This is a genomic window from Microcoleus sp. PH2017_28_MFU_U_A, assembly GCF_020738035.1.
Lineage (GTDB): Bacteria > Cyanobacteriota > Cyanobacteriia > Cyanobacteriales > Microcoleaceae > Microcoleus.
The window spans coordinates 1-25,096 of sequence record NZ_JAEQCX010000024.1 but is presented as its reverse complement, the minus strand read 5'-3'; the positions used below and the strand labels follow the sequence as shown (position 1 = coordinate 25,096).

The 25,096-nt window shown below is 45.5% G+C and carries 22 protein-coding genes and 1 pseudogene; 8 read left to right on the top strand and 15 right to left on the bottom strand.

Going from position 1 to position 25,096, the window contains the following annotated elements; genetic code table 11:
- Positions 1–84: 84 nt before the first annotated feature.
- From JGK14_RS01850 to JGK14_RS01810, 9 genes and pseudogenes are all read right to left on the bottom strand, one after another.
- A complete protein-coding gene (locus tag JGK14_RS01850; RefSeq protein WP_293190126.1) occupies positions 85–249 on the bottom strand; it encodes a hypothetical protein in 165 nt (54 codons plus the stop codon).
- A 29-nt stretch (positions 250–278) separates the two neighbouring features.
- A complete protein-coding gene (locus JGK14_RS01845; protein WP_293190127.1) occupies positions 279–1,424 on the bottom strand; it encodes a citrate synthase in 1,146 nt (381 codons plus the stop codon).
- 224 nt (positions 1,425–1,648) lie between these two features.
- Positions 1,649–2,143 (bottom strand): phosphohistidine phosphatase SixA, encoded by a 495-nt coding sequence (gene sixA / locus JGK14_RS01840; protein WP_293186333.1) that lies wholly within the window; start codon positions 2,141–2,143, stop codon positions 1,649–1,651.
- Between the two features lie 280 nt (positions 2,144–2,423).
- Positions 2,424–3,323 carry a calcium-binding protein gene (locus tag JGK14_RS01835; protein ID WP_293186335.1) on the bottom strand — a complete coding sequence of 300 codons (900 nt, stop codon included), beginning with the start codon at positions 3,321–3,323 and terminating at the stop codon, positions 2,424–2,426.
- Between the two features lie 60 nt (positions 3,324–3,383).
- Positions 3,384–3,449: pseudogene (locus tag JGK14_RS01830) on the bottom strand (hypothetical protein); the annotation flags it as partial.
- A gap of 94 nt (positions 3,450–3,543) precedes the next feature.
- On the bottom strand, positions 3,544–4,623 hold the full coding sequence (locus JGK14_RS01825; protein WP_293213180.1) for a DUF4347 domain-containing protein: 1,080 nt from the start codon (positions 4,621–4,623) through the stop codon (positions 3,544–3,546).
- 28 nt (positions 4,624–4,651) lie between these two features.
- Positions 4,652–5,038: a DUF4347 domain-containing protein gene (locus tag JGK14_RS01820; protein ID WP_293213178.1), complete on the bottom strand. Its 387-nt coding sequence runs from the start codon at positions 5,036–5,038 to the stop codon at positions 4,652–4,654.
- Between the two features lie 1,664 nt (positions 5,039–6,702).
- Positions 6,703–7,959 (bottom strand): DHH family phosphoesterase, encoded by a 1,257-nt coding sequence (locus JGK14_RS01815; RefSeq protein ID WP_293213176.1) that lies wholly within the window; start codon positions 7,957–7,959, stop codon positions 6,703–6,705.
- A 236-nt stretch (positions 7,960–8,195) separates the two neighbouring features.
- Positions 8,196–8,693 carry an HNH endonuclease gene (locus tag JGK14_RS01810; protein WP_293148535.1) on the bottom strand — a complete coding sequence of 166 codons (498 nt, stop codon included), beginning with the start codon at positions 8,691–8,693 and terminating at the stop codon, positions 8,196–8,198.
- 385 nt (positions 8,694–9,078) lie between these two features.
- Between JGK14_RS01810 and JGK14_RS01805 the strand changes: the two genes are divergently transcribed.
- Positions 9,079–9,543, top strand: a complete 465-nt coding sequence (locus JGK14_RS01805) for a COP23 domain-containing protein (protein ID WP_293185661.1) — start codon at positions 9,079–9,081, stop codon at positions 9,541–9,543.
- A gap of 299 nt (positions 9,544–9,842) precedes the next feature.
- Here JGK14_RS01805 and JGK14_RS01800 read toward each other — a convergent pair whose 3' ends face one another.
- Positions 9,843–12,566, bottom strand: a complete 2,724-nt coding sequence (locus JGK14_RS01800; protein ID WP_325314708.1) for an AAA-like domain-containing protein — start codon at positions 12,564–12,566, stop codon at positions 9,843–9,845.
- A 108-nt stretch (positions 12,567–12,674) separates the two neighbouring features.
- On the opposite strand from JGK14_RS01800, the gene JGK14_RS01795 reads away from it, so the two are divergent.
- Complete coding sequence (locus JGK14_RS01795; protein ID WP_293185665.1) at positions 12,675–13,442, top strand: 5-formyltetrahydrofolate cyclo-ligase; 768 nt, start codon at positions 12,675–12,677, stop codon at positions 13,440–13,442.
- Between the two features lie 50 nt (positions 13,443–13,492).
- Entirely contained in the window at positions 13,493–14,011 is a 519-nt protein-coding gene (locus tag JGK14_RS01790) for an O-acetyl-ADP-ribose deacetylase (RefSeq protein ID WP_293185667.1), read from the top strand.
- 508 nt (positions 14,012–14,519) lie between these two features.
- On the opposite strand, the gene JGK14_RS01785 is transcribed toward JGK14_RS01790, so the two are convergent.
- Positions 14,520–16,388, bottom strand: a complete 1,869-nt coding sequence (locus JGK14_RS01785; RefSeq protein ID WP_293214218.1) for an AAA-like domain-containing protein — start codon at positions 16,386–16,388, stop codon at positions 14,520–14,522.
- A gap of 279 nt (positions 16,389–16,667) precedes the next feature.
- Here JGK14_RS01785 and JGK14_RS01780 point away from each other — a divergent pair, with 279 nt between their 5' ends.
- Complete coding sequence (locus tag JGK14_RS01780) at positions 16,668–16,841, top strand: hypothetical protein (RefSeq protein ID WP_293185671.1); 174 nt, start codon at positions 16,668–16,670, stop codon at positions 16,839–16,841.
- A gap of 32 nt (positions 16,842–16,873) precedes the next feature.
- The gene (locus JGK14_RS01775) at positions 16,874–17,224 is read left to right on the top strand and encodes a hypothetical protein (protein ID WP_293185672.1); all 351 of its coding nucleotides are present in this window, start codon (positions 16,874–16,876) and stop codon (positions 17,222–17,224) included.
- 507 nt (positions 17,225–17,731) lie between these two features.
- Here JGK14_RS01775 and JGK14_RS01770 read toward each other — a convergent pair.
- The 4 genes from JGK14_RS01770 to JGK14_RS01755 form a co-directional block, all read right to left on the bottom strand.
- Positions 17,732–18,106, bottom strand: a complete 375-nt coding sequence (locus JGK14_RS01770) for a DUF4342 domain-containing protein (protein WP_293185674.1) — start codon at positions 18,104–18,106, stop codon at positions 17,732–17,734.
- 44 nt (positions 18,107–18,150) lie between these two features.
- Positions 18,151–18,321 (bottom strand): hypothetical protein, encoded by a 171-nt coding sequence (locus tag JGK14_RS01765; protein WP_293193630.1) that lies wholly within the window; start codon positions 18,319–18,321, stop codon positions 18,151–18,153.
- Between the two features lie 259 nt (positions 18,322–18,580).
- A complete protein-coding gene (glgA, locus tag JGK14_RS01760) occupies positions 18,581–20,056 on the bottom strand; it encodes a glycogen synthase GlgA (RefSeq protein WP_293327818.1) in 1,476 nt (491 codons plus the stop codon).
- A 20-nt stretch (positions 20,057–20,076) separates the two neighbouring features.
- Entirely contained in the window at positions 20,077–20,253 is a 177-nt protein-coding gene (locus JGK14_RS01755; protein ID WP_293219853.1) for a hypothetical protein, read from the bottom strand.
- A 208-nt stretch (positions 20,254–20,461) separates the two neighbouring features.
- Here JGK14_RS01755 and JGK14_RS01750 point away from each other — a divergent pair, with 208 nt between their 5' ends.
- The 3 genes from JGK14_RS01750 to JGK14_RS01740 all read left to right on the top strand — a co-directional run bounded on the left by JGK14_RS01750 (position 20,462) and on the right by JGK14_RS01740 (position 24,946).
- On the top strand, positions 20,462–21,148 hold the full coding sequence (locus JGK14_RS01750) for a sigma-70 family RNA polymerase sigma factor (RefSeq protein WP_293274490.1): 687 nt from the start codon (positions 20,462–20,464) through the stop codon (positions 21,146–21,148).
- A gap of 408 nt (positions 21,149–21,556) precedes the next feature.
- Positions 21,557–22,552, top strand: a complete 996-nt coding sequence (locus JGK14_RS01745; RefSeq protein WP_293185682.1) for a DUF1822 family protein — start codon at positions 21,557–21,559, stop codon at positions 22,550–22,552.
- Positions 22,553–22,660: 108 nt separating this feature from the next.
- On the top strand, positions 22,661–24,946 hold the full coding sequence (locus tag JGK14_RS01740; RefSeq protein ID WP_325314707.1) for a CHASE2 domain-containing protein: 2,286 nt from the start codon (positions 22,661–22,663) through the stop codon (positions 24,944–24,946).
- Positions 24,947–25,096: the final 150 nt, after the last annotated feature.

The window sequence follows — 25,096 nt, the reverse complement described above, 5'->3', positions numbered from 1 at the left end:
ATACAAGAGGGGTGAAACCCAGCACGGCAGTTGTTGGCAGACTGAGATTTCTTCCTGACTCGCAACGTGGAAGCGGTTTTTGATTCAATACTTCATATCATGTCCGATCGATCGACCGCAATAAGTAAGGTTCGTAGTGCGGACTTCAGTCCGCATAATGCTGCGGACTGAAGTCCGCACTACGAACTGTTTTTGCGATCGAGCCACCGGACATAAGATCGCGCATACATTCACCAGGACGATCGCCATTTATCGACATCGCACTTGATAATTATGCTTTAAGATGGGAGCCTGTCCTCGATCGCAATATAAGGCTCACCGTGAGTACCCGTATAGATTTGAGTCGGACGGTAAATGCGGTTTGTCTCTAGCTGTTCCTTCCAGTGGGCCAGCCAACCGGCAACTCGGGCGATCGCAAAAACTGGTGTAAACAAGTCCGTCGGAATTCCCATTTTCCGGTAAACCAGACCAGAATAGAAATCTACATTAGCATAAATTCCTTTGTGAGCCAATTTCTCTTCAACGACTTCTTCCAACTTGACAGCAATGTCGTAATAATCATCGCGACCAAAGTTGTCAAACAACTGTTCCGCTAACCCTTGGAGAATAGTTGCTCTCGGATCTTTCACCTTATAAACTCGGTGTCCGAAGCCCATGATTTTGTCCTTATTTTCAACGCACTTCTCGACAAAAGGCCGCACGTTTGCTACAGAACCAATTTGCTCCAACATCTCAATCACTTCTTCATTCGCTCCCCCGTGCAGCGGCCCCGCCAAAGTGCCAACTGCTGAAGCAATCACCCCGTAAGGATCTGTTAGCGTCGAAGCTGTTACCATTGCCGAAAATGTAGAGGCATTGATAGTATGTTCGGCGTGCAGAGTCAGACAAACGTCAAAAATATTAGCTAACAGCGGATCTGGTTCTCGCTCGTTTAGCATATAAAGAAAGTTAGCCGAGTAGTTCAAGTCATCCCTCGGCCGCACGGGGTCATTACCTCGCCGCATTTGCTGGAACGCTGCTACCATTGTGGGAATCTTAGCTAGCAGCCGCACTACAGCTTCTCGAATATATGCTGGGTTAGCCAGAGCTCGGCGCGAGTAAAATAAACCTAAAGCCGCTGCTGAAGCTTGCAGGGCATCCATGGGATGTCCTCTTTCGGGAAAGCATTTCATCATGTCGCGGATGCGATATTTGATCCGGCGGTGATAGCGAATTTCATGCTCGAAAGCTTCTAGTTCTTCCTTTGTTGGAAGTACACCCCAGATTAATAAATATGACGTTTCGACAAAGGAACTTTTGAGTGCTAGTTCCTCGATGCTAATCCCGCGATATTCCAGCACCCCTTTTTGTCCATCTACGTAACTAATACTGGACAAGGTGGCGGGAACACCTTCTAAACCTGGTTTGAATTCGCCGACGACCATTGCGATACCGTGTTGTGTGAGTTGAATCTAATCAAATTACATTAGCAGAAAGCAAGATCGTGTCACCGTCTTGACCAATAATAATTCGATCGCGACTCAGGCACTCCGGCGCTCAGAAACGGGATTTTTCAACGAAGTTATCAATCGCGCCGCTAGATATTTTCGCCCCTCCCACCCGCTTTCTGCGCCCGAAAATCTGGGTTTAAGAGGGCGATTCGCCGTTTCTAGCAGAGCAAAAACTTGGGCCCAGTCAGCCAGAACATTTGGCTGCGGCCGACTGGGGAACCTGTTTCGGGGAGAATTAAACCGATGATACCTGCTTTTTTGAGAATGAGGGTGTCGTGCGATCGCCCCCAAAGCAAAGTTTCAGCCCAATTGCCCAAATCTGGTTGGTGCCCCACCAGGGCCAAGCTGCGGTTCCCTGTTTCCTGCCACTGCTTGTACCACCTCAGCCAGTCCCCGATGTCTCCTGAAGGTGCGAGGGGGAGGGATTCTTCTATTTTGGAACTCAGACCCGCTGACAGCAGGATTTGGGCGGTTTGTGTGGCGCGTAGTAGGGGACTGGAAAGAATCAGATCGAACTGAATTTCGAGCTCGTACAGCCGCTGAGCGATTTTTCGGGTTTTACGATCGCCCTCTTTAGTTAGGGGCCGTTCCTCGTCTGTATCATATTCTTCGGGTTCCGCTGCGATGCCGTGACGGACTAGGTAGAGATGCACGCTTGGCTGTCCTTTTTGATAGTTGTGCGATGGCTACGCCCCGGCTTACGCCTACGTACTTCCTTTGAAATTGGGTGCGATCGCATTTTCGCCCCATTGTACAACTGCCTTACAATCCTGCGCTGTCGTCAGGTTTACTTCAAAAGTACGTTAAAGGTACGTTGTTGCGCTTTAGCGCTCTATTCTAGACTAATAGAGCGCTAAAGCGCAACAACGTACCTTAGATATCGGTTGAAAAACTCGGCTTATTCAGCCTGCGTGCCTAAATCCCGAGTGCAATCTAAACCAGAAGGAAATCTGATTGAGAAATCAAGTTATTTGCTCCAATTACCGTCGCCAAGACTTCCCCAGTGCTGGCAAATTTCAGGAAGGTAGTGTTAGCACTTTGGCTGATTTGTAACTGCGACAAATTCAAACCACCTGTGATGACAAATTTATCCGAACCAACCTCAAAATTAACAATCGTATCCGCGCCACTGCCGGGGTTTAACACAAAGCGATCGCTGCCAATACCTCCAATCAGAGTATCGTCACCCATATCGCCAATCAACCAATCATCACCCATACCACCGGTGAGTAAATCGTTATCTTTACCACCGATTAAAGTATCGTTACCTTCACCGCCAGCGAGCGTATCTTGTCCTTCATTACCGTTGATCCAATCATCGCCAGCACCGCCATCAATACAATCTTGCTGACCGATCGCACCGACAGCAACAGAGATACCTTTGTTATCTCCAAAAATCGTATCGTTGCCATCATTGCCACAGAGCATATCATTACCATTATCACCGAACATCAAGTCATTGCCTGCATCACCGTGAATAATGTCATCATCCTTGCCACCGCGTAGGGTATCGTCGTCTTTGCCGCCACTAATAGTGTCATTCGCTTCATCTCCGTTGAGGAAGTCGTTGCCACCACCACCAAATAGCAAGTCGCGTCCTTGTGTATCTCGCACCAACGAATCTGTCGTACCGCCGTACAGGATATCGTTACCGCTATCGCCGATCAAAGTATCGGAACCTATTTCGCCCCAGATCAGGTCGTTGTCTTTGCCACCGTAAGCTTTGTCGTTACCTTTACCGCCATATACGGTATCGTTGCCATTGCCACCAGCGATTAAATCCGCACCTCGATCGCCAAATATTAAGTCTCCTTCGTTAGAAGTATCAGCCATCGGGTTGCCGTAATCGCCGACGATGGTGTCTCCATCTTCGCCACCGTAGAGGGTGTCGGAACCGAGCTCGCCATATACCAAATCGCTGCCTTTTCCTCCGAAAGCTTTGTCGTTTCCCTCCCCTCCAACTAGGGTGTCGGTTCAGTATTAATGGTTGGCGATCGCGATCTACTGTCACCCTCATCCTTCGCCCTACATAATACATATTTCGTTCTTTTTGTCAAAATATTCTACTGTACCGGCGCCCTAGAGGTGCTGGTAATGCGATCGCACCGAGTGTCGCGGTTGCAGGGCTGGTAGCACCTTTGTCATCGGTAGCGCTGTAAGTAAAATTAGCGCCGTTGAATGTGCCTGTCGATTTGAAGAATAACTGACTAATTTGAGCCGGAGTCAGGGTTTGACCTGCTATGACTGCCACTCCACCTGTTGCCGGATCTCCTAGAAATAAGACGCCTTGGGCTGCTGGCGGTAGCGTGTTGACGGTGTAAGATGCGATCGTCCCGTCAGCATCTGTAGCACCCAATCCGGTTACAGGGACGGTGCTACCAGGATTGACTGTAGTGCTGGGGCTAGCTGTAACAGGAGGTTGGTTCGCAGCAACAGCAGTTAAGTCAGTCGCACTGTTGTTGTTGCTAACGATCTTATCGACGATACCTTCTGGCGGAGTTGCCGTAGCTGTGTTGCTAATCGTAGTGTCGATCGCGCTATTAGCAACAGTACCAGTAACAATATAGGTAGCAGTCGATCCAGCATCTAGATCCAGTTTCGTATTGATGTTGTTGCCCGAACCCGATCGATCCGCAGCAGTCGGGAAAGCACCTACACCTGAAAGCGAAGCAGTCCAAGTGACTCCCGTCAAGCTAGCAGGAAGGTTATCGGTAAAGGATATACCTTTTATGTAGCAGGAACTGTTGTTTGTAACAGTAACTGTATAACTCAGAAGAGTGCCTGGTGTTGCAGTAGTCTGCCCGTCAGTTTTTGTGACTGCTAAGTCAGCATCGGGAGTTGGTGTCGGTAGGGTTATGCTGCCTCCGGTGTTGACACTGGTAATTAAGACGTTACCGTTGGCGATCGCATAAATAACGTTTGGCTGGCAGTCAACCGCTAGCGTGGACTGATAATCCGCGATCGCATCTACTTGAAAAGCTAAGGGAGATTCGATCGCTCCTGTTAATTTCTCTAAATTCCAGTTGCCGCCCAGTAGTGCGCTGCCCGTCAAATCTGTTGAAGCTGCAATATCAGCACCAGTTAAATAGCCTATTTTGTTTACGAAGTTTTCGCCTAATTCGCCAGCCGCCACATCGCAGCCGTAAATCAGAATATCGGCATTAGTAGTAAGTAAGTGAGTTTCCCCACTGTTGCAACTGTTCGCTATAGGTATTTAGTGTCTCAGAGTTGAGTCTTGTTGCACCCAATTGCAAGTTTCCAGAACCCCCGTGAGAAACAATATGAACGCTTTTAATATCACTCCGGCTGGCTAAAACTTCGCTAATTTGTTCTACTCCATCCCGCGCTGAATCTAAGATAAATACTTCTGTTCCCGGTCTGGCTCCGCTGGCGAGACTCTGATAATTATCTACATTTCCATCTATAAGTAGTAGTTCTTTTTTTGGTTTTACTTGTGGAATTAAGTTTATGGCATTTACATAGCTAGCAACAGTAATTTCCGAAAAATTAGAACCATTATTTTGATCGCTTGTCTCAAGAATATTCATTGTCTTTGATGGCGGATGTATTGTTTTTTATATTTAACCTACCCCTTTCTTTGGTAAGAACCTTCAGTATATTCCACATACTTTTGAATTGCATCAATTGATAATATATATGCAATTTAAAAAACAAAAAGAGCAACTATTGCGTAAAACCATTATTCTGCAATGGTTTTGCCGCAAGTTAGTTACCCTTTAACACAAAGATATTTTTTAGAGTACCCACAAAAGACTCAAGAATTTCAGGATGTGTTTATTACAAGCCTTTGGGTTTTTGCACTATTTGAAATTAAGTTAGCAAGCTATCTAAAACCTGATGGGATTTAAAACTTTTACTAATTTAATTATCAAATTGTTGTCTTTGATACAATTTTGTCAGATTTACCTTGCTAAGTCATTGGCCATTATGCTTATCTATTTTTTCACTCGTAAGCCATTTATCGGCAGTAGATTTACTTACATCAAATTTCAATAATGGTTCGATACTTATAGCGATCGCCAAAACGCTGAAAACTTTATTAATTGCTGAAACGTTTGTTTTTATTGGTTAGTGGTTATTGCTTCTTGCCTGTTTCTTCTTACTTCTGCTACGGATACTTATGTGTTTTCCCCTACGTATTTCTGTGATGACTCCACTTTATTTGCATCTAGAAGCCGATCGACTCCTGTGCGATCGTACTTTTGATCCAAATTCTGTCTTTGCCTTCGTGGCTGCGGAAGTTAGTAAAACCTATAGCGGATCTAGCTCTCATATTCGCGGACGTTGTTGGGAAGAGAGCCCTATACGTTTAAGCGGTTCTATAAGTTGTCAGTCATACCCCACCTTTTTGAGAAAGGCTATATATCGTATATAACTATTTATTCATTTAGTCGATATTGACGCTAAATTTAGTAACCAAGAGATAATTTCTCTGGCAAAATATGAGAGGCCGCCAAAAATCTATGGCAACCCCCTTTTTTTCTGGCTTATCCTATAACGGTTCTCATAAAGATCGCGTATCACAAATTATGGTACGACGATATGATTGCGATCGCACACACGCCCGGAGATCGTCTTTACTTCCACAAATCTCAGAAAGTTTATAGGAACTATCAACAGCAATTACCAATTACCCAGGATTAGATATACTTCATCTTTCTCAAAAAGACGAAGTATGATTGTTATTGGAGTTTTTGGTGCGTCCGCAAGTTGAGTGTACCATCACCACAAGAGGGCTCTCTTCCCAACAACGTACCTTCTCAAAAAGACGAAGTATGATTGTTATTGGAGTTTTTGGTGCGTCCGCAAGTTGAGTGTATAGCGGTTATCACAAAGATGAGGTATGTTGTTGGGCTTCAGCCCTCTGAGTTTAGTGGTTATATAAGTTGTCAGTTATACCTCATCTTTTTGAGAAAGGCTATATCATCACCAAAAGAGGGCTCTCTTCCCAACAACGTACCTTCTCAAAAAGACGAAGTATGACTTTTATTGGAGTTTTTGGTGCGTCGGCAAGTTGAGTATACAATCACCAAAAGAGGGCTCTCTTCCCAACAACGTACCTTCTCAAAAAGACGAAGTATGACTTTTATTGGAGTTTTTGGTGCGTCCGCAAGTTGAGTGTACCATCACCACAAGAGGGCTCTCTTCCCAACAACGTACCTTACTCTTGGAGAGAAAGGCTATACAAACTTTAACGATCGTAAACTGGATTATCGGTAGGACTAATTAAACTCATTAATTTTTGCTTAATTTGAGAATCGAATACTTCCCATTTGTGCCTTGCATAATCGCTATTCTCATTTCCACCCGAAAGAAATCCTACCGGAATTTCAAAACCGCCCGCTTGACTTCTTCCACCGCCAAAAAAGCGTCCTTGAGCATCTTGACCGAAGGCTTCTTTAATAAATTCGTCGGGGTCTAGAGTCAGTTTATTCGTTCGCAGCGATCCGATTACTACTTCGATTTCTTCGTCTTTGTCGTGCACAATTGCGTAGACAACGGCTGTATGTACGTTCTCTTCTGTTACTAAAAAGTCCGCTGCTTGGGGAATGGAATCCCGATCGTCATAGCGGAGGTAGCCGATGCCCGCGATCGAGAAATTGTTCTGGACGATGCGGTGTTTGAGCGATCGCTCGATCGCATCCATCACCCATTTAGAACGAGACGACTGTAACACCGCATTCAGCAACTGCGGGTCATAAAATCGGCTCAAATAAGCCGCAGCTAAGAATTCCTCCTCCTGTGCTTGTCTGAGGGCATTGGTATCCGATCGCAAACCGTGCATCAAAGCCGTAGCACACTTGACGTGCTGGCTGACACTACCGTCAAAAGCCACCATTCCAGCCTGCAAATACTCGGTAAAAATCGTGGCTGTAGCGCGGATATCCGGACGCAAATCGGTAAATTCTGCGTTCATTTCCCCCTGCAAACTGTGGTGGTCGATTACTGCTGCGATCGCAACTCCCGCCCCTAAAATAAACTCGGTTAAGTTACAAGTCGTGCCTTGGTTGTCGATGAAAACGCAACCCTGATACGCCGACAAATCCTTCGTTTTTGTCGTTTCCAGCGTCCACCGCTGCAACGGTAACCCGGTCAATTTAACTAAGGCAATATTTTCTTGGTGGCTGAGGGCGCCGGCGTAGATAATCTCGCATTGAATATCGTACTGTTCGGCGATTAATTTGTAAGCCCAAGCGCTCGAAAGTGCGTCAGGGTCGGGAAAATCTTGCAATAATATTAACTGGCGATCGCCTCTGTGCCGATCGAACATTTGGCGCAATTGCTCAACTTTGCGATCGAGTAATTCTCCGCGGAGACTGGCGCGATTGTCTTCCGAAGCAACTTCGGCTTTGCTGCGCCGTTTCCCAGGTACACTCGCGGATGGTACAACCTCAGCTTCGTGGTTGTCAGATACTTCATCTGAATTGGTAGGCTGGTGGTCTTTCATTGTTAAAAATACACAATCTAATTTTTTCAGTATTTGCGCGCCAAAAGCAATTAAACCCGGTTTCTTTGTAGATACCGCGCTGTCAAACCGAATATTTCCGAAGAGAAACCGGAGTTAAGAGTCTTTAACTATTTAACTTTTCAACTCAAAACTATTGGCCCGGCGCACTCATGGCCCCACGCCTACAACTCAAAACTTCCGCAAAAAACCCCCGCGCTTTCTTGCGACAGGGGGTTTCAAAGGCCGATTACATATTTTTGCCATTCTTGGTGCATACCACTCTTAACGTGTCTAGTCACTTCAAAATAAAGACCGCTGTGAGGTTTCCTGGGCGGATAGCGCAGCAGCATTCCCGCTTCTTTCGGGGTGCGACTGCCTTTATTGACATTGCAGCGCACGCACGCCGTAGCGAGGTTTTCCCAACTTTCGCCTCCCCCGCGCGATCGAGGAATCACGTGATCCAGGGTCAAATCGTCCCCGGTATAGCCACAGTATTGACAAGAGTGGGCGTCCCGGTGCAAGATGTTCCGGCGGGTAAGCGGAATATCCTTATAGGGAACTCGGACGTAATGCCGCAGTCGAATCACAGTTGGTAGCGGGAAGTTTGGCGCAATAAATTTCCCGTTATGTTCTACCTGTTCTGCTTTTCCTTTCAGCAACAAAACTACCGCTCTTCGCCAATTGGTGATGTTGAGCGGTTCGTAGGAGGCATTCAGCACCAGAACATTGCCCATTGTTGATTATTAAAGAGAAGATTTTTATTGATGCTAACACAGGTTTCAGTTTAGGGGGGCGGACTCAGGAAGGGCAAGGCTCAACAAAAAACGGCTAAAAACCTTACCTTTACCCTATACCTTCGCGCCTGATCCCCTGCGGCTGCACCTATTTTGTGCCACAACGTTTGTCAGCCAGGGATTTTCCGTGGGTTTTGGTCTGAATAATGGCAGTATGGGCGATCGTCTCCGTTGGCGTAGCCCCCGTAGGGGGCGGGCTTCGCTAACGGCAAAACTTTACAGAATAAATTTTATTTTTTTCCCTAAATGCCTAATCTTCCCGGCAAGCAGAAGTCTAACTTTTTAGAGTATTAGTAACCATAAATGAAAAAGCTTATTACCGCCCATGAAATTTCGGCTTTTAAAGTCAGCTTTTAGTGTGTCAATTATTGCCCTTGCAGCTCCGATTTTAGCAAACAGTCAGGCTTTTGCCCAAACTCCGTCATTTTTCTGTGGCGCTGCTGGTGGCCGCCCGGCCACAATTGCTGTCCAACAAGGCAAAAATATTCCCGTTATTCTATGGGTAGCTGATAACTATTTCAATGAATCAGGAGAAGACGCCATTACTCGCTGCACCCGAGTCTCGGGAATTCTCAACAACTCGCAACCCCAAGGAAGCTGGGACAATATTGTCACAGCAGGTGCATCTTCCAGCGGTCAACTAATTATTTGTGCAGCTAATCCTCAAGACGGTTCCTGTAGATTATTATATCAAGTCCCAAAAGGGCAAAATCCCGAACAAGCCAGACAAGAACTTTTAAGAAGAGTTAAAAATCCTAATGTAAGTGTTTCGCCTGTTAAGGTAAATTAAACAGTTGACAGTTGACAGTTGACAGTTGACAGTTGACAGTTGACAGTTGACAGTTGACAGTATTTGTAGGGTGCGTCGCCATTGCTTATCCCCAAAAAAGAGTGACAATCTCATAGCGACGCACCAAACACACCCTACAAACCAGGAGCATCTCAGTTTTGCATTTGTAGTGCTGTCCCCGCTCGCACTGAAAGAAAAAATGCTTTTTGCAAAAATGAGATGCTCCCTACAAACCCAGGTCAAAAAAGTCCATGGATAGGGAAACGACATTACCGCGTGCGTATTTCCATGTTTTATTACTACTTGCAAATAGTGGAAACCCTTCTCAAATACTCCGGTTTGCTGCTGAGAAAATCGCAGCTTTGCTTCAGCAATTCTTCCAACCCTTCAACCTGCCTCAACCAGACAGTACCATTGCTTCCCGCTACAGCAATTTGCTTCCCATCTCCACTCCAACCGACACTAACAACATTCTCCTCAAACGTAAATTGAGCAACCGGGCGCCCCGCTAAATTCCACAGCCGCACAGTCTTATCAATTCCCACAGTAGCCAGCCTTTCTCCGTCGGGACTAAAACTAATTAATTTCGCATCTAAATGCAAGGTTTCAAATTCACTAACTAATTCTTTGGCTGACAGATTCCACAGTCCGACTTTGCCATTTAATGTTACTGTAGCAAAGCGATACTGCTGTCTATCTGGACTGAAACTAATCCCAATTGCCTGCACCGGCAGCGTTTTTTCCAGTTGTCCCGACAAATCCCAAACTCGCACTGTAGATTTGCCGTCTAAAGTCGTCAAAAAATCGCCGCTGGGGCTAAAATTAACGCTTCTCACTAAACCATTGTGACCGGGAAGCTTCAGGCTAGATGAGATTACTTGCGATCGTTTTGACAAGTTCCAAATTGCCGAACTGCTATCGATTCCTGCTGCCGCAAATAACTTTTCTTTCGGACTAAAACTAATACTGTTAACAGAGCCTTCAATTCCTTTCAACTGAGAAATATTTTTTCCTGACAAATTCCAGAACTTAACTGTGCTATCGCTTCCGGCAGTTGCTAAAAATTTACCATCTGGGCTAAAGCTTACCATATTCACTGACTGCTGTAAAGCTTTCCATTCAGCAACTTTCTGCCCGTAAAAGTTCCAAATTCTTACTCTATCGTCTATTCCTGCGGTTGCCAAAATTTTACCGTCAGGGCTGAAACAGATGCTGGTAACAGCACCTGTATGAGCTTGCCAATTCATCTTTCTTGGTGGAAGTGATGGTGCTTTAATCTGCTGTTTTTTGCTAATTTCGTCGAGAATAACTTGTAAGGCTAACAGCGGTCTAGTTGCCGGATATTGTTCGAGATGTTGTTTGTTTTCAACTAAGGTTCTTAATTTTTTACCAGAGGCGATCGCCCTTAGCAAAGCTTCCGATAAAGCTTCGCTGCTCTCGTTTTTTTGAGATACTGCCAACAGTAAAGCATCGCTGCCATTTTGTTCGATTTCAATACTTGCTTGTGCTAGTTTAAACCGCTGGTAAGCGAGAGTTGAAAAGCCGATCGCCCCAATCAACGATCCGGCCAGTACCGCTGAACCGATGCCGATCCACTGTTGGGCTTTTTGCTTGGCTGCGCCAGCTTCACTCAAAGCTGTTTCGGCATCGCGCGTCGCTTTTTGGGTTTCTAGTTTAGCTGCCAGCAGCAGTTGATTTTGGTCGCTCAAAATCAGTTTTTGGCTGGCTGTCAAAAATTGAAAGTCTTCGTTTCTCAAACTTTTGTCTGCCGCCCAAACTAATGCTGATTGCAAATCTTCGCCGCGCAACAGTTGGGAGTCATCTTGAGAGTTAGAATTCAGCCAGACTTTGATAGCTTCCGAGTAAGGTAAGAGTTTTTCTAAGTTTTTGGCGATTAAGTCTTTGTTAAAGACAGCTTGATAAATAGGATTAGAAATAGTTAATTTTTCCCGGCGCTTGACGATTAATCCGCTTAATCGCAATTCCATTTGTTCCGCACTACCATCGGGGACGATTTCAACTTGCTGTAAAATTTGCTGATACAATCCGAGTCTTCTGACAATCCGCTGGTTTTCTCGAAAAAGCCGATCGCGAATTGTGGACAAATGTTCGGGAACATCCTGAGATTCCCAATTCTCCACAATCTTCAAGCGCACTACTTTCTCAACCCACTCTCGCGGATTTTGAATGCGATCTTGCTCCCCCCCTTGACAAGGGGGGGCTGGGGGGGGTGCATTTTCAAATAAAAGTTTGCACAGCTTTTGACTCAAAAACGGTTGCCCGCCCGTCCAATACAAAACCTCTCTCAACACTTCAGCAGAGCGATCTGTCAGCTCTGCCAACCCGGCTGCTAGCGGTTGAGCTTCTGTTTCATCAAAACCAGTTAATTCGATCGCCCTACCGATATTAAAAGGCGTGTTGCTGGCAAGATTCTTGTCGCGGCACAAATCCGTCGGCGATGCTACGCCCAAGAGTGCCCAGGTTAGGCGATCGAACTCTGAGTTATTGGCGCGCTTGTTATAGCACGATCGAATTAGGGCTAGGAAATCATCGGCGGGAAAATCCAGGGCGAGAATGCTGTCGATTTCGTCGATAAAAATGACAATATTGGTGGAAATATTGGCTAACAGCACGGTTTCGATGAATTCGCTCAATCTTTGCACCGGAGTTAAAAAATTGCGATCGCGCCACCAAGTCCGCACGTTGACAATATCCGACAGATTAAAGTTATTTTCGAGAATGCGTAGCAACCCAGCATACCACTGTTCGGGAGTCACGCCGCGGTTGCCAATTTCCGAAATGTCGATCGCAGCACAAGCAATTCCCTCATTTCTCAGCCGCTGAATTGTCCGCACCTGCAAGCTAGATTTGCCCATTTGGCGCGAATTCAAAACATAGCAAAATTCCCCCGCCTTCAATCCGTTATAAAAGTCGTCATCTGCTTGGCGCTTCACATAATTCGGAGCGTTATTGGTGAGACTGCCGCCGACTTGATAGTAACTGGGTTTTGCGGTAAAATTCATATAATTCATTCGGCGGTTAAAACCGCTACTACACAAACAAAGTCCGCGCAACGCGAGACTGAAGAATTCAAGTAAAATTTTGGATGATATATTGTACCATAATATAGCATGAAAACAGATTGGATTGGATATCACCGCGACAAAGACAAGTTAAGAACTGAAATTTGGTCTTTGCTGAAAGATCAAGCCGCATCTGTTGGCGATCCGTTTGGTCATATTCCCAATTTTGTCGGCGCCGAGTTGGCGGCTGAAAAATTGGCGAGTTTACCAATTTGGCAACAGGCAAAAACGATTAAGTGCAATCCAGATTCGCCACAAATTCCGGTGCGGATGCGGGCTTTGCAAGACGGAAAACGCTTGTATATGGCAGTACCGCGCTTGACAGACGATCGCTGTTTTGTCGAGTTAACGGCAGAAGATTTGCACAAGCACAATATGCCACTAGCCGAAAGTGCGTTAGCGAAGCCCTCGAAGAGGATCGCCCGTAAAGCCCTCAGTTGCGGAAAATTGGTAAGCTTTGAAGAAATGGAGCCGATCGATTTAGCAATAGTCGGCTGCGTAGCGGTGGCGCGCAACGGGGGAAGAACCGGCAAAGGTGCAGGATTTGCTGATTTAGAATTGGCGATGTTGACAGAATTCGGGTTAGTAGAAATCGATACGCCGATTGTGACTACAGTGCATCCTTTGCAAATTGTAGAAGATTCGCGTTTGCCGATGCAGCCTCACGATTGGGCGCTGAATTGGATTGTGACTGCCCAGGAGGTAATTGAGACTAATACGAGTTATCCGCGTCCAACTGGGTTAAACTGGGATAGTTTGCGATCGGAACAGTTGGCACAAATTCCGATTTTGCGAAAATTAAGAGAAGAAAACTAGATAACGAGTTTCTTTGCTAAACTTGTCTACAGTTTACTATTGCAGAAAATATGAAAGTTATTTTGGGCGACATCACAAAACTCGAAGTTGATGCGATCGTGAATGCTGCAAATACCAGTTTACTTGGTGGTGGTGGAGTAGATGGAGCAATACACAGAGCAGCAGGATCGGAACTGTATGACGAATGCCGATTGCTGGGAGGATGTAAGACTGGAGATGCTAAACTAACTAAGGGATATAAATTGCCTGCACGCTTCGTCATCCACGCAGTAGGGCCAGTATGGCGGAAGGGTAATGATGGAGAACCAGAACTCTTAGCCGAGTGTTACCGTAAGTGTATGCAAATTGCCGCAGAACAACAGTTTGAGAGTTTGGCATTTCCTTGCATTAGCACCGGCATTTACAGCTTTCCTAAAGCTCTAGCAAGTGAGATTGCAGTGAAGGTATGCTGGGAATATATACAAAATAATGGTGGTTCTCAAAAAGTAATTTTTTGCTGTTTCGATCAAGAGAATTATGAAATCTACGAAAGGATTATATCTAAATACAACCCTAAAAAACCTCTCTAAAACTTCGTCTGATGCACCCTACAAGTTAAAACTCCTTATCATATAGAGGAGACGGCATTGCCGTGTCCCTACGTGATGAATTGTAGGGACAAAGGCCAAGCCGTCTCCTCCGTCTTCTCCGTTGATATCATTCCGATACAAACGGAATTGATATTATTTCATAATATATCTAATTTGTAGCCAAAATGCGCCAGATAATGAAAGCAGTAAGGCCTAGATAACCAAACACGGTTATCCAATCTAGCCAATTATCGGAAGTTATCAAAAAAATATCGTTCATGGGCTGTTTTAATCTAAAAAGATGTAGATTGTGATTTTTCGTTGGGTGGGGGCGGGTTTATGAGATTGTCGGTTTTAGGCAATTATTGTCGGTGAACCCGCCCCTACAATATTGTGATTTTTCGTTGGGTGGGGGCGGGTTTATGAGATTGTTAGTTTTAGGCAATTATTGTTGGTGAACCCGCCCCTACAATATCTGGAATTATATGATACCTAATCGCTCAATATTTTACCCGATCGCGCTCAAGTGCGATCGGAAATATTGCCGGTACAACTCGCACCTCGGCACGCACTCGTTTCCCTGCAACTTTACCAACCCCAAACTGTCCAACTTGAACGCCTGAATCGCCTTTAATTGCACCCCAGAATCCGCCGCCGCAATCTCTCTCATCCCCGCAGCTAACTCTGGATATTCTTCTAAATTCCACAGTTGGCGGCGCAAGTGATCGCTGTAAATTCCCGCATCGGCGATCGCACTTTCTTTTAATTCATCAATAGTCAAATCACCTCGCGAAATGTGATATAGTGCAACTCGTACTAAATACGGATGACCGCCGACTATTGCCGTAAGTTGCTCAACTTCGGCATCTGACCAATGCAAATTGTGCCGCGCTGCTAAGTCTTGGATTTGCCCAGCGTTGAATTCGGGCAAGTCTACGGGTAAGCCGACGTTGAAGGGTGATTGATTGATGTTCATCGGGATGTAAACTTCGGTGGAATGTACTACAATTAATCGCAGTTTTTTCCAGATATCCCGCCGCTTCGATTCTTCGTGCCACGCCCGCAGCAGTCCTAAAAAGTCTTCGGCTATGTCGGGATATTGGAAAACGCGATCGATCTCGTCTAATCCTAAAATTAGAGGACTGTCGATTTGGGGTAAGATGTATTTCTCAAAGTAATCTTTGCAGTTGACTTTGCTGCCAAAAATATCATCCCAATAATCGTCTAGTTGATTGGCTAAGTGCAATTCGCGTCCGACGTAAGCGCAAAACCATTTTAAGAATTTATCTAAGTTGGCGAATACACTTTTATCTACTAACTGAAAAGTTAGTGGCACTGTACAATAACCTTGACGGGTTCCGTGATGCAAAATTCTTGCCATCAAGGATGTTTTGCCCATTTGTCTCGGCGCTTTAATTCTAATTAACGCGCTGGGCTGCAAAATAGTTTGATAGCAACGTTCTTCGATGGGCGGGCGTTCTACATAAAATTGAGAAGCGACATCGACTTGTCCTCCGGGTAATTCCGGTTCGGCGCTGGGTAGAGGTATTTCGTCGCTGCTAATTTCTAATACTTGGTTTGGTGTTAAATCTTCCGGTTGTTCTTTGACTGGTGCGGGAGTTTCTGCTAGCAATTTCAACACTTCTTCGATCAGAATTGGAGTGTCGCCGTCCTTTTGCCATTCCCTCTGTTCGATTCGGTACAGATAGCCCCGCAAATCGTGGTTTAGAGGCACGTTTAAGGGAAAACCGACGCGAATCGGTAAAATTATTGGTTTCTTGTCAGGGCGAGAGTCTTGCAGTTCTTTGGCTTGCTGGACTTGATATGTTAGCAGTTCGCTTTGGCTGACTGTTGGCGGCAATAGCAATAGCAAATAATCGCATTCTTTGAGGAAGTAGTTTATGCGATCGAACCAATTATCTCCCAATCTAATGTTATTTTCGGCTGTGAAGACTGTATGACCGATCGCACTTAAGGCCGTTTCTAACTGTTTTCCCAATTCGCGATCGGGTTCGGCGCTGCGATAACTCACAAATACTTTAACACTTCTGTTGCTGCGGGCTGTTTCCCTTGCCGCGGGCAAATTGTCCGACTCAGCGACATCTTCGGCATCGTCTAGTTTAGCCGATCGATGGTCGCCATTTGTCAGAGTCAACTCAAACGCCGCGAACAACTGTCGCAGTTTGCTGAGATCCGCACCTTCTCTACCCTGCTTAATTTTGCTGACAGTATCCGCGCCAACGCCCGACTCGGCCTCGATTTCCGTCAGAGTACCTCTAATGTTATATCGGTCAGACCATTCTTGGAGCGCCTCATTAAGTTTCTTTAAGCCAGGGGCTGTGAGAATTCGACCGCGATCGCGTTTTGACTTGAGCACTTCTGTTGCACTGAAATGGGAAGGAATCTAGGAACTTTAACGCCTTAAGTTCCTATTTTAAGCGATTTTAAGGGAGATAGTCAGCCCGCCGGAATTTAAGGAATTTTACTTGTAGAGGGTTTTTAGGCGATCGACTTTCTCAAACTCTGTCCTGATAACGGCTTCAACCTGTGAATATATTTGAAAAGAAAAAAAAATCTTAACTCCCCAATCTCCCCTGCGAGCAACCACTGATTTTTTTTAGAGTAGATACATCAAGGAAAACCCAGGAGCATCACCATGAACAAAATTCTACACCGATTGGCAATGGCCGCCTTAGGAACTGCTTCAATTGTGACAATTAATACACTTAATAATTTAACAGAAGCATCGGCCGCTGGTAAATTTGACCAACCGCAAATTCATCAGAATACCATTTTTCCAATTCCTGTCCCCCATCAGTTGCATAAATAGCATAAATCCATTTATTTCATTCAGGAGAATTTATGAAGTCTACACTTTGCTCGCCACAATCTACCACTACAGAATCTAACTCCGTTGATGCTGATGCGATCGATGCCTGCACTGCATTAGCGTGGGTTGAATTGGTAGCCTTAGATAACAGCGCTCTCACGGGTGATGATTGGCTGGTGCTGTGCGATGATATTGATAGCGGGGAAATCTACCGCGGCTGGTTTCTGTGGCACGATCGCGAAGTTAGCGGTAATTGGGAAGCTTACGACCATTTGAACGATCGCCGATTTGTTGCCAAAAGCCAAGTTTTTGCCAAAAGTGCGATCGACTGCATCGAAGATGCGAGAAATCGCGCGATCGCACAACTAGAATTTGTACTCTAACACAAATACAACTCGTGCCGAGCCAACAATAATTCTGGGAATTATATTCCCGACTGAATGAACTTTCCGATCTACGCAAGACGAGAATAAACAGGTTTAATATAACCGGATGCAAGATAATTCCCGGAAACCAAATATTCTCAAAAATAATAATAAAAATTACGGGTGCATTCGTATGTAGTTGCGCTTCAGCGCTCTTTTAAAGCGCAACTACGTACCTTTTATAACTCTGGTATGTAGTTGCGCTTCAGCGCTCTTTCTTATTATATATGTAAGGACTGAGAATTAAATATAGCCTTTATCAAAAAGATGAGGTACGATTGACAGGTTACATAACCAGTTCCACTAAGAGGGCCCAAGCCCAACAACGTCCGCAAATCTTTTTGAGAATCGCTATAACTTACAGTTTGATGGTTCGTGGGATGGGCCACCCGAGCCCATCCCACAAATTTGTGTAAATTATTTAATTTCCGATCCTAAGAGCGCTGAAGCGCAACTACGTACCTATTACTCTTTTCGCTCGATAACCACAGTCAAATGAGCGACAACTGCCCCAACTGTTGCCAATACAGCAGCAATTGGAAAGACTACACTCCCTGCAACGCCACCTACCAATCCCGCCATCAGCGGAATGTCTGCTAAAATCCGCCCTTCTGAGTTTTTGATCACGAGGCGGCGGAGTTTTCCTTGCTCAATTAATTCTTTGACTTTACCAATTAAACTGTCGGCGCTAATCTTAAATTCTTCCACTCTAACTTTTTCCTCTGTTACGAACTCTGAGGTGAATAAAGGAGTTTCAACTGTTGGGTTGGCTGAATTTCCGGAGGCGGCTGTTTCGTCTTGGAGGATTGTTACTTGTTGTTCTAGTTGTTGTGAGTTCATTTTGTGTAGGGCGGGCGAACACCAGCCGTTTAATTTCTATACTTCTATCTTGTGCGATCGCACTTCGCACCGACAGGCAAGAAAACCCTACAAGCTACATTCGTACTTTCCGCCCCCGCCTTTTCACCCAAAACATTATCTCTGTTGACAGTTGACAGTTGACAGTTGACAGTTGACAGTTGGCAGTTGGCAGTTGGCAGTTGGCAGTTGACCAATTACCCATTACCAATTACCAATTACCCATGACCAATGACTACTGACTACTGACCAATGACCAATGACCAATGACCAATGACGGGAGCATCTCAGTTTTGATGTTTTGATTTTATAGTGCGAGCGTCCCCGCGAGCGATTATAGATCGCGAGCGGGGACGCTCGCACTGTAAAGAAATTGCTTTTTTGCAAAAGTGAGATGCTCTCCCAATGACTAATTACCAATGACCAATGACTAATGACTAATGACTACTGACTAACTTATTTGTGTCGAATTAGTTCGTAAATTTCCACATAGTCTTTAGCTGGATATTTCCACGAATTATCGCAATTCATCCCTTGAATCATGAGTTTTTCAAAGTCATCATGGTAGTCATACCACAATCCGATCGCCCGATCGAGCGCCGACTCTAAAGCGCAGTAGTCCGTTTGGTGAAATACGTAGCCGTTGCGCTCTTCCGGTAAGTGGTTGGTGTCGTAATCGCGATCGAACACCGTATTCACCAAACCGCCCACGCCCCGCACCACAGGCACCGTACCGTACCGCAACCCGATCATCTGAGTCAGCCCGCAGGGTTCGTAATTGCTCGGCACCACAATCATATCCGCACCCGCGTAAATTAAGTGCGACAGTTCCTCATTAAAACCAAGTTCTAAATGGCAGTCAGGATTGTCATTTAAAACCCATTTTTCGTGCTGAAAATGCGCGTTAATTCCCGCTTCCGTCGCCGAACCCAAAAGCACGAATTGCGCGCCTTTGCTCAGACAGTAATAAATGGCGTGGTGGACGAGGTGAACGCCTTTTTGGTCGTCCAAACGACCGATAAAGGTAATCAGAGGCTTGTCAGCATCGCGCATTAACAGCCGATCGCGCAAAGCTGTTTTAGTTTCGGCTTTTCCTGCCAAATCCTCCGCAGTGTAGTGTTGCGGAATATAGCGATCGCTCTCGGGATTCCACACATCGTAATCGATGCCGTTGAGCACCCCGCGAAACTTGTCTTGATATATATGCAAAGTATGTCCCAAACCGTAGCCGAACTCGCCGACGTGAGCTTCCCAAGCGTGATGCGGCGAAACCGTGGTGACAAAATTCGAGTACACAATGCCGCCTTTCATAAAATTGATGGCAAAAGGGTTAAAATTATCTCGCAGGCGATCGTACTGAAAATAATAATCATCTCGATTCAAACCCGTTGCTTGCAACACCTCGCTTCCGCCCATACCTTGATGTTTGAAATTGTGAATGGTATAGCAGACTCGCTGATTTTCCATCCAATTGTATTTGTAAATTTCAAACAGCATGACTGGAATCAAGCCAGTTTGCCAGTCGTGACAGTGAATCACATCCGGGCGCTTGTTGCTTCTGAGCAAAAATTCTAAAGCAGCTTTGCTAAAAAATGCAAACCGCATATTGTCATCGTTGCAACCGTAATAACAGCCGCGGTTAAAAAAGTTATCTTGCGATCGAGGTTCGATGAAAAAACACAACACCCCGTGCACCCAGCCGCAGTACACATCGCAAAGGATTTCGCCGCCGTACCAGGGCACCGCCAAATCCCGATAGGCATCGTGCAGCCCCCAAATGTGGTCGTACCTCATGCAGTCATACTTGGGCAGAATAATCTCGACGGCGTTACCGGAATTCTGCAACTCCCGACTCAACCCATAAACTACGTCGCCCAAACCCCCTGCTTTGATGACGGGGGCGCACTCTGAGGCAATTTGTACGATGTACATTTTTTTTGCTTACTCCTGGATCAATCAAAAAATATTTTCTTAACTTGACAAAGTATATGATTTCTCAGCAAATAAGCAAGTCGCTCGTTAGACATAAAAGGGCGATCGCGCTTTCGACTAGCAGAATTCGGGGCTGTTGCCCACAAACGCAGAGAAGACAAAGGACGCATACGCGGCACAGCCTCAAAAATCGACATTTACCTTATTCGATGGCATTTGTCAACTAAATATTTCAAAAATTTTTGTGGAATTTTCGCGAAAATTTCTCGCAGGATGCTGATAACTGATTATCAGACAACACTTGTTTGGCTACCAAACATCAACTCAGCGATTCTATTGTGGAAACTCAACCCGCAAATGCCGTGTCTAGCATTCATCCAGAGACTCTTCAGGAGGCCCTCGCCGATGTCCGAAACCAAGGATGAAAAAAACAATTTAAGCCAACAACTGCAACAGCTAGTTGCTGAAGCTTGTTCGCATCCGCCCAAAAGCTTGATGCGGCGGCAAAAACTCAGCGAGATAGTGAGGCTGATTGTGAAATCTGGCAAACTTTGGCAAGAAGCGACGCCTCATTATAACGATGCTTTGCAGCAAACTTGGGTGTATTTTTGTCGCAATGTTTGTGTTTGCAAAGACAATACCACAAACAAACCTTACGATCCGAATCTGGGCAGCGTCATTACTTGGCTAGACAAATATCTCAAGATGCGGCTGAAAGACTTCTCAATCTCACAAATAGAACACCAAAATAGAGTTATTTCGCCGTCAATTTCCGAAGAGTCAGAAGCAATTAACATTATTTATAATGTCGAAAATCCGCCGACTCATTCTGACAGTCCGCTAGTTATCCTAGAAGAGACTAAAAAATGGGTGCTGGCAGATCCCGAGGGAGAGTTAAAAAGCGTTCACATCAAAAAACGTCCCGATGTCACTTGCCAAATCTTAATTTTGAAGCGTCTTCCTCCGGAGACTTGCTGGGAAAAGATTGGTCTTGAATTTAACTTGCCACCGTCAACTGCGCCCAACTTTTATAAAAGAGAATGTCTGCCCCGCTTGCGAAATTTTGCCAAAAAGCAAGGATATCTGGAATAACAGTTGACAGTTGACAGTTGACAGTTGACGGTTGACAGTTGACGGTTGATAGTTGACAGTTGACAGTTGACAGTTGATAGTTGATAGTTAATAGCGATGTTTGTTAGACTAAAAGTAAAATGTCGCTCTTCAAAAAGCCTAGAAATACGGGGAGTAACAACCCTTACTATTGGGTAATTGGTAATTTCTAATAGTTGCTATAGCGGTTCTCAAAAAAGTGAGGTATGCACCATGCCCTATGCCCCATGCCCTATGCCCCATGCCCTATGCCCTATGCCCTATGCACGTCGGGTACCTCATCTTTCTGAGACTCGGCTATATCTGTAACTGAATTACCTGAGGAAGGCTAGAGAAAAGTATGTTTTTGAATTTTCATCCTAAAACTATAGTTCACAGAGGAGAATCCCGATGAATGGCAACCTTAACAATATCAGGCAATCATCTATTCCACTGCCCATTACCACCGCAGCGCTGCGGCTGGCAGAGAAATTTTCAAATATTAAAGGATTGAGCACAGCAGAAAAAAGAGACCAAGTTTATTTCAACACTTTAGCTGTATGTGCAGTGAAAGATTACATGGAAATGATGGATATTCCTACAGATTTGAAAGCCAGCGACAGTTGGAACCCTGCGATGCGCCTTTACACCGATGCAGCAGATTTGAAATTAACTCAATTTGGCTATTTGGAATGCCGCCCTGTGAAGTCTGGCAAGTTTTGTGACATTCCGCTGGAAATACCGGACGATCGCATTGGTTTAGTCGCAGTTGAAATCGATACACAGCGGCAAGAAGCTACTTTGCTGGGATTTATGGCAACTGCAAGTGCTGGCGAGTTGGCGATCGACAAATTACAAAGTTTTGAAAAATTGCTGCTACATTTGGATAGTCTGAAACGCAGCAAAAAAGCTGTACAACTCAGTCAGTGGCTGCACAATATTTTCGAGGCCAGTTGGCAGTCTGTAGCAGAAGTTTTAGCGCCGCCAGAACCTAGTTTAGCTTTTCGTTACGGTAGCGCAGTCGTGCGGGCTAAGACGATCCATCTGACACCAGATATCTCGGAACCAGTATCAACAACCCTCAACTATTTTCGGGGAAAACCTAATTTAGATAGGGGTGTAGGAGTACCCGCCGAATCTGTAGCTTTGCTGGTGGCGATCGCACCAACGACTGATACTGATATTAATATTAAAGTACAAGTGCATCCGATCGCCGGTGCGGACAGCTTGCCGCTCAACCTGACTCTGAAACTCATCGACGGCGAAGGAACGACTGTCATGGAAGCTTGTGCCGTCAAAAAAGACAACGGCTGCATGACACTGGAATTTGCTGCCGATCGCGGAGAATGTTTCAGCGTTGTGGTAAAACTGAAAGAAGTCTGTATTGCAGAGAATTTTGTCGCTTAAATCGGCCCGCTGGTTATAAGCTGTTCAGCATTAAAATTGAACCTTTACCAGGAAGTTGGCTTGGGGAATCAAAAATCTCAGTGTATCAAAAACCTGAGAGTGTCAACCATGGAAAAATTAGTTGTCTTAAAGCTAGATGATAACTTGACAAAAGGCGTGCGAGCTACTCTGGAAATCGGCCCGGAAGGAGAACGGGCCACAGTAGAAATCCAAGGTTTCCTGCCTCCAAAACTAGAAATAGCTGACAACTACGATCGCTGGCAGTCAGTCTACCGCAGTTTGGGAGATTTCCGCATTAAGCCGATCGCAATTACCATTAGCGAATCTCGTACAGCACAGTTGTCCAAGTGTCGCGAGTTGGCGGAACAATTAAGCCTGCAAATCAATAGCTGGCTTGACTCTGAACCGTTTCGTAAACTCAAAGACACATTACTCGTACAATTAAACCCATCGGATACAGTTCGATTTTTAATCAAAACTGATGATATCGTTTTGCGGCGTTTACCGTGGTACTGTTGGAATATTTTCAATGGGTATCCGAAAGCCGAAATTGCCTTGAGCGCCACAGCTTATAAAAAACCGCCACTTGCCAACATAAATGGCTCTAGAAATTGCGTAAAGATTTTAGCAATTTTGGGGAATAGTGAAAATATTAATATTGAACAAGACTGCAAACTTCTGGAAGGATTGCCATCAGCAGAAGTTACTTTTTTGGTCGAACCAAATCGCAGAAAAATCTGTCAAGAACTTTGGGAAAACAACTGGGATATCTTATTTTTTGCGGGACACAGTGACAGCGACGCATCCGGGCGATCGGGAAAATTTTATATCAATAAAACCGAGAGTTTAACAGTAGAAGAGCTGAAACAAGGCTTCAAGCTAGCGGTTAACCGTGGCTTGCAGTTGGCTATTTTGAATTCTTGCGATGGATTGGGCATAGCGCGGCAGTTTGAAGATTTGGGCATCCCGCAAACGATCGTAATGCGAGAACCTGTATGCGATCGAGTTGCCCAAGATTTTTTAAAGTATTTTCTCGCCTCTTTTTGCAGCGGGGAATCTTTGTATGTGTCAGTGCGCCTCGCGAGGCAAAGATTGGCAGAATGCGAGTCAGAAATTCCCGCTGCGGATTGGCTGCCGGTAATTTGTCAAAATCCTGCTGCCAATCCGCCGACTTGGCAAGAGTTGGCAAATAAACCAGCACCTTTTCCTTGGAGGCGGCGCTTACAAATCGGGTTGTTGGCGATCGCAATTAGTGCTGTTTCTGTCACGGGAATGCGATCGCTGGGCTGGCTGCAAATATGGGAATTGCAAGCTTTTGACCAATTGATGCGCCTGCGTCCCGCCGAAAGCTCGGATTCGCGTTTGTTGCTGGTGGAAGCAACGGAAACGGATATCGAAAAATACGGCTTTCCGCTGCCGGATGGGACGATCGCCAAAGCAGTAGCAAATTTAGCACAGTATCGGCCGCAAACGATCGCCCTGGATATCTTTCGCCCTCGCCCTGTAGGAGTCGGTTATGCAGCATTGGCTGCTAGCTTTCAGAGCGATCGAAGTTTAATTGGTTTGTGCAGCGTCAAAGAAAGCGGCAAACCGAACAAATGCGGCATCAAACCGCCACCTGCACTGCCAAAAGAGCGCCTCGGGTTCAGCGATGTGGTGGCTGATGCCGACGGCATTCTCCGCCGCCACTTGCTGTTTATGCAGCCGCAGACAACCGATCTTTGTGCTACAGAACACTCTTTGAGCATGAGGGCTGCGCTCCATTACCTAGCAGCAAAAGGCATCACACCAGAAACTTTGTCAGGAGATAAGATAGGGCTGAGAAAGGCAGTTTTTGCACCAATTCACGGCAGTACAGGCGCTTATCAAAACCTGGACAATCGCGGCTTTCAAATTATGCTAAATTATCGATCGCCCCGAACTTTTATTCAGCGAGTTAGCCTGACAGAACTGTTAGAAGGAAAAGTTAGTCCCAATTTGATTAAAGACCGAATTATTTTTATAGGTGTGACGGCGCCCATTTCCAATCCCGATGATTTTTTTACACCCTACAGCGCGCGAGAAATACCTTACCAGAAAATGCCGGGGGTGTTACTTCAAGCACAAATGTCGAGTCAAATTATCAGTGCTGCTTTGGATGGGCGCCCGCTGCTACAAATTGTGCCTGTGTGGCAGGAAATGCTGTGGATTTTGGGCGGCGCAGCAGTTGGTAGCGCGATCGCGATTGTCAGCCGGCGCAGGCTGTTTGCGGTGTTGCGGGCGATCGCTTTTGCGGGGATTTTGGTCGGAATTTGCTGGTTTTTGCTAATCCAGGGTTGGTGGGTGCCTTTGGTACCGTCGGTTGTGGCAATGCTGGGGGCGTGTGGTATTGCGATCGTTTGTAAGCGAATCTAGTACCATCTCAGGGTTAAATAGGTACGTTGTTGCGCTTGAGCGCTCTTAATATATATAAGATCGGAGCGCTCAAGCGCAACTACATACCTTTGTTTTAGAAGGTGACATTATTTATTCAATAGACTTGTATTGCCACAATAATAGCGCTCT

Excerpts from the sequence above, each read along its gene's own strand:
- JGK14_RS01850 (WP_293190126.1), bottom strand. The coding sequence starts at position 249 with ATGGCGATCGTCCTGGTGAATGTATGCGCGATCTTATGTCCGGTGGCT.
- JGK14_RS01845 (WP_293190127.1), bottom strand. The coding sequence starts at position 1,424 with ATGGTCGTCGGCGAATTCAAACCAGGTTTAGAAGGTGTTCCCGCCACC.
- JGK14_RS01835 (WP_293186335.1), bottom strand. The coding sequence starts at position 3,323 with ATGGCTGATACTTCTAACGAAGGAGACTTAATATTTGGCGATCGAGGT.
- JGK14_RS01820 (WP_293213178.1), bottom strand. The coding sequence starts at position 5,038 with ATGAATATTCTTGAGACAAGCGATCAAAATAATGGTTCTAATTTTTCG.
- JGK14_RS01815 (WP_293213176.1), bottom strand. The coding sequence starts at position 7,959 with ATGAAAGACCACCAGCCTACCAATTCAGATGAAGTATCTGACAACCAC.
- JGK14_RS01810 (WP_293148535.1), bottom strand. The coding sequence starts at position 8,693 with ATGGGCAATGTTCTGGTGCTGAATGCCTCCTACGAACCGCTCAACATC.
- JGK14_RS01805 (WP_293185661.1), top strand. The coding sequence starts at position 9,079 with ATGAAATTTCGGCTTTTAAAGTCAGCTTTTAGTGTGTCAATTATTGCC.
- JGK14_RS01800 (WP_325314708.1), bottom strand. The coding sequence starts at position 12,566 with ATGAATTTTACCGCAAAACCCAGTTACTATCAAGTCGGCGGCAGTCTC.
- JGK14_RS01795 (WP_293185665.1), top strand. The coding sequence starts at position 12,675 with ATGAAAACAGATTGGATTGGATATCACCGCGACAAAGACAAGTTAAGA.
- JGK14_RS01790 (WP_293185667.1), top strand. The coding sequence starts at position 13,493 with ATGAAAGTTATTTTGGGCGACATCACAAAACTCGAAGTTGATGCGATC.
- JGK14_RS01780 (WP_293185671.1), top strand. The coding sequence starts at position 16,668 with ATGAACAAAATTCTACACCGATTGGCAATGGCCGCCTTAGGAACTGCT.
- JGK14_RS01775 (WP_293185672.1), top strand. The coding sequence starts at position 16,874 with ATGAAGTCTACACTTTGCTCGCCACAATCTACCACTACAGAATCTAAC.
- JGK14_RS01770 (WP_293185674.1), bottom strand. The coding sequence starts at position 18,106 with ATGAACTCACAACAACTAGAACAACAAGTAACAATCCTCCAAGACGAA.
- glgA (WP_293327818.1), bottom strand. The coding sequence starts at position 20,056 with ATGTACATCGTACAAATTGCCTCAGAGTGCGCCCCCGTCATCAAAGCA.
- JGK14_RS01755 (WP_293219853.1), bottom strand. The coding sequence starts at position 20,253 with ATGTCGATTTTTGAGGCTGTGCCGCGTATGCGTCCTTTGTCTTCTCTG.
- JGK14_RS01750 (WP_293274490.1), top strand. The coding sequence starts at position 20,462 with ATGTCCGAAACCAAGGATGAAAAAAACAATTTAAGCCAACAACTGCAA.
- JGK14_RS01745 (WP_293185682.1), top strand. The coding sequence starts at position 21,557 with ATGAATGGCAACCTTAACAATATCAGGCAATCATCTATTCCACTGCCC.
- JGK14_RS01740 (WP_325314707.1), top strand. The coding sequence starts at position 22,661 with ATGGAAAAATTAGTTGTCTTAAAGCTAGATGATAACTTGACAAAAGGC.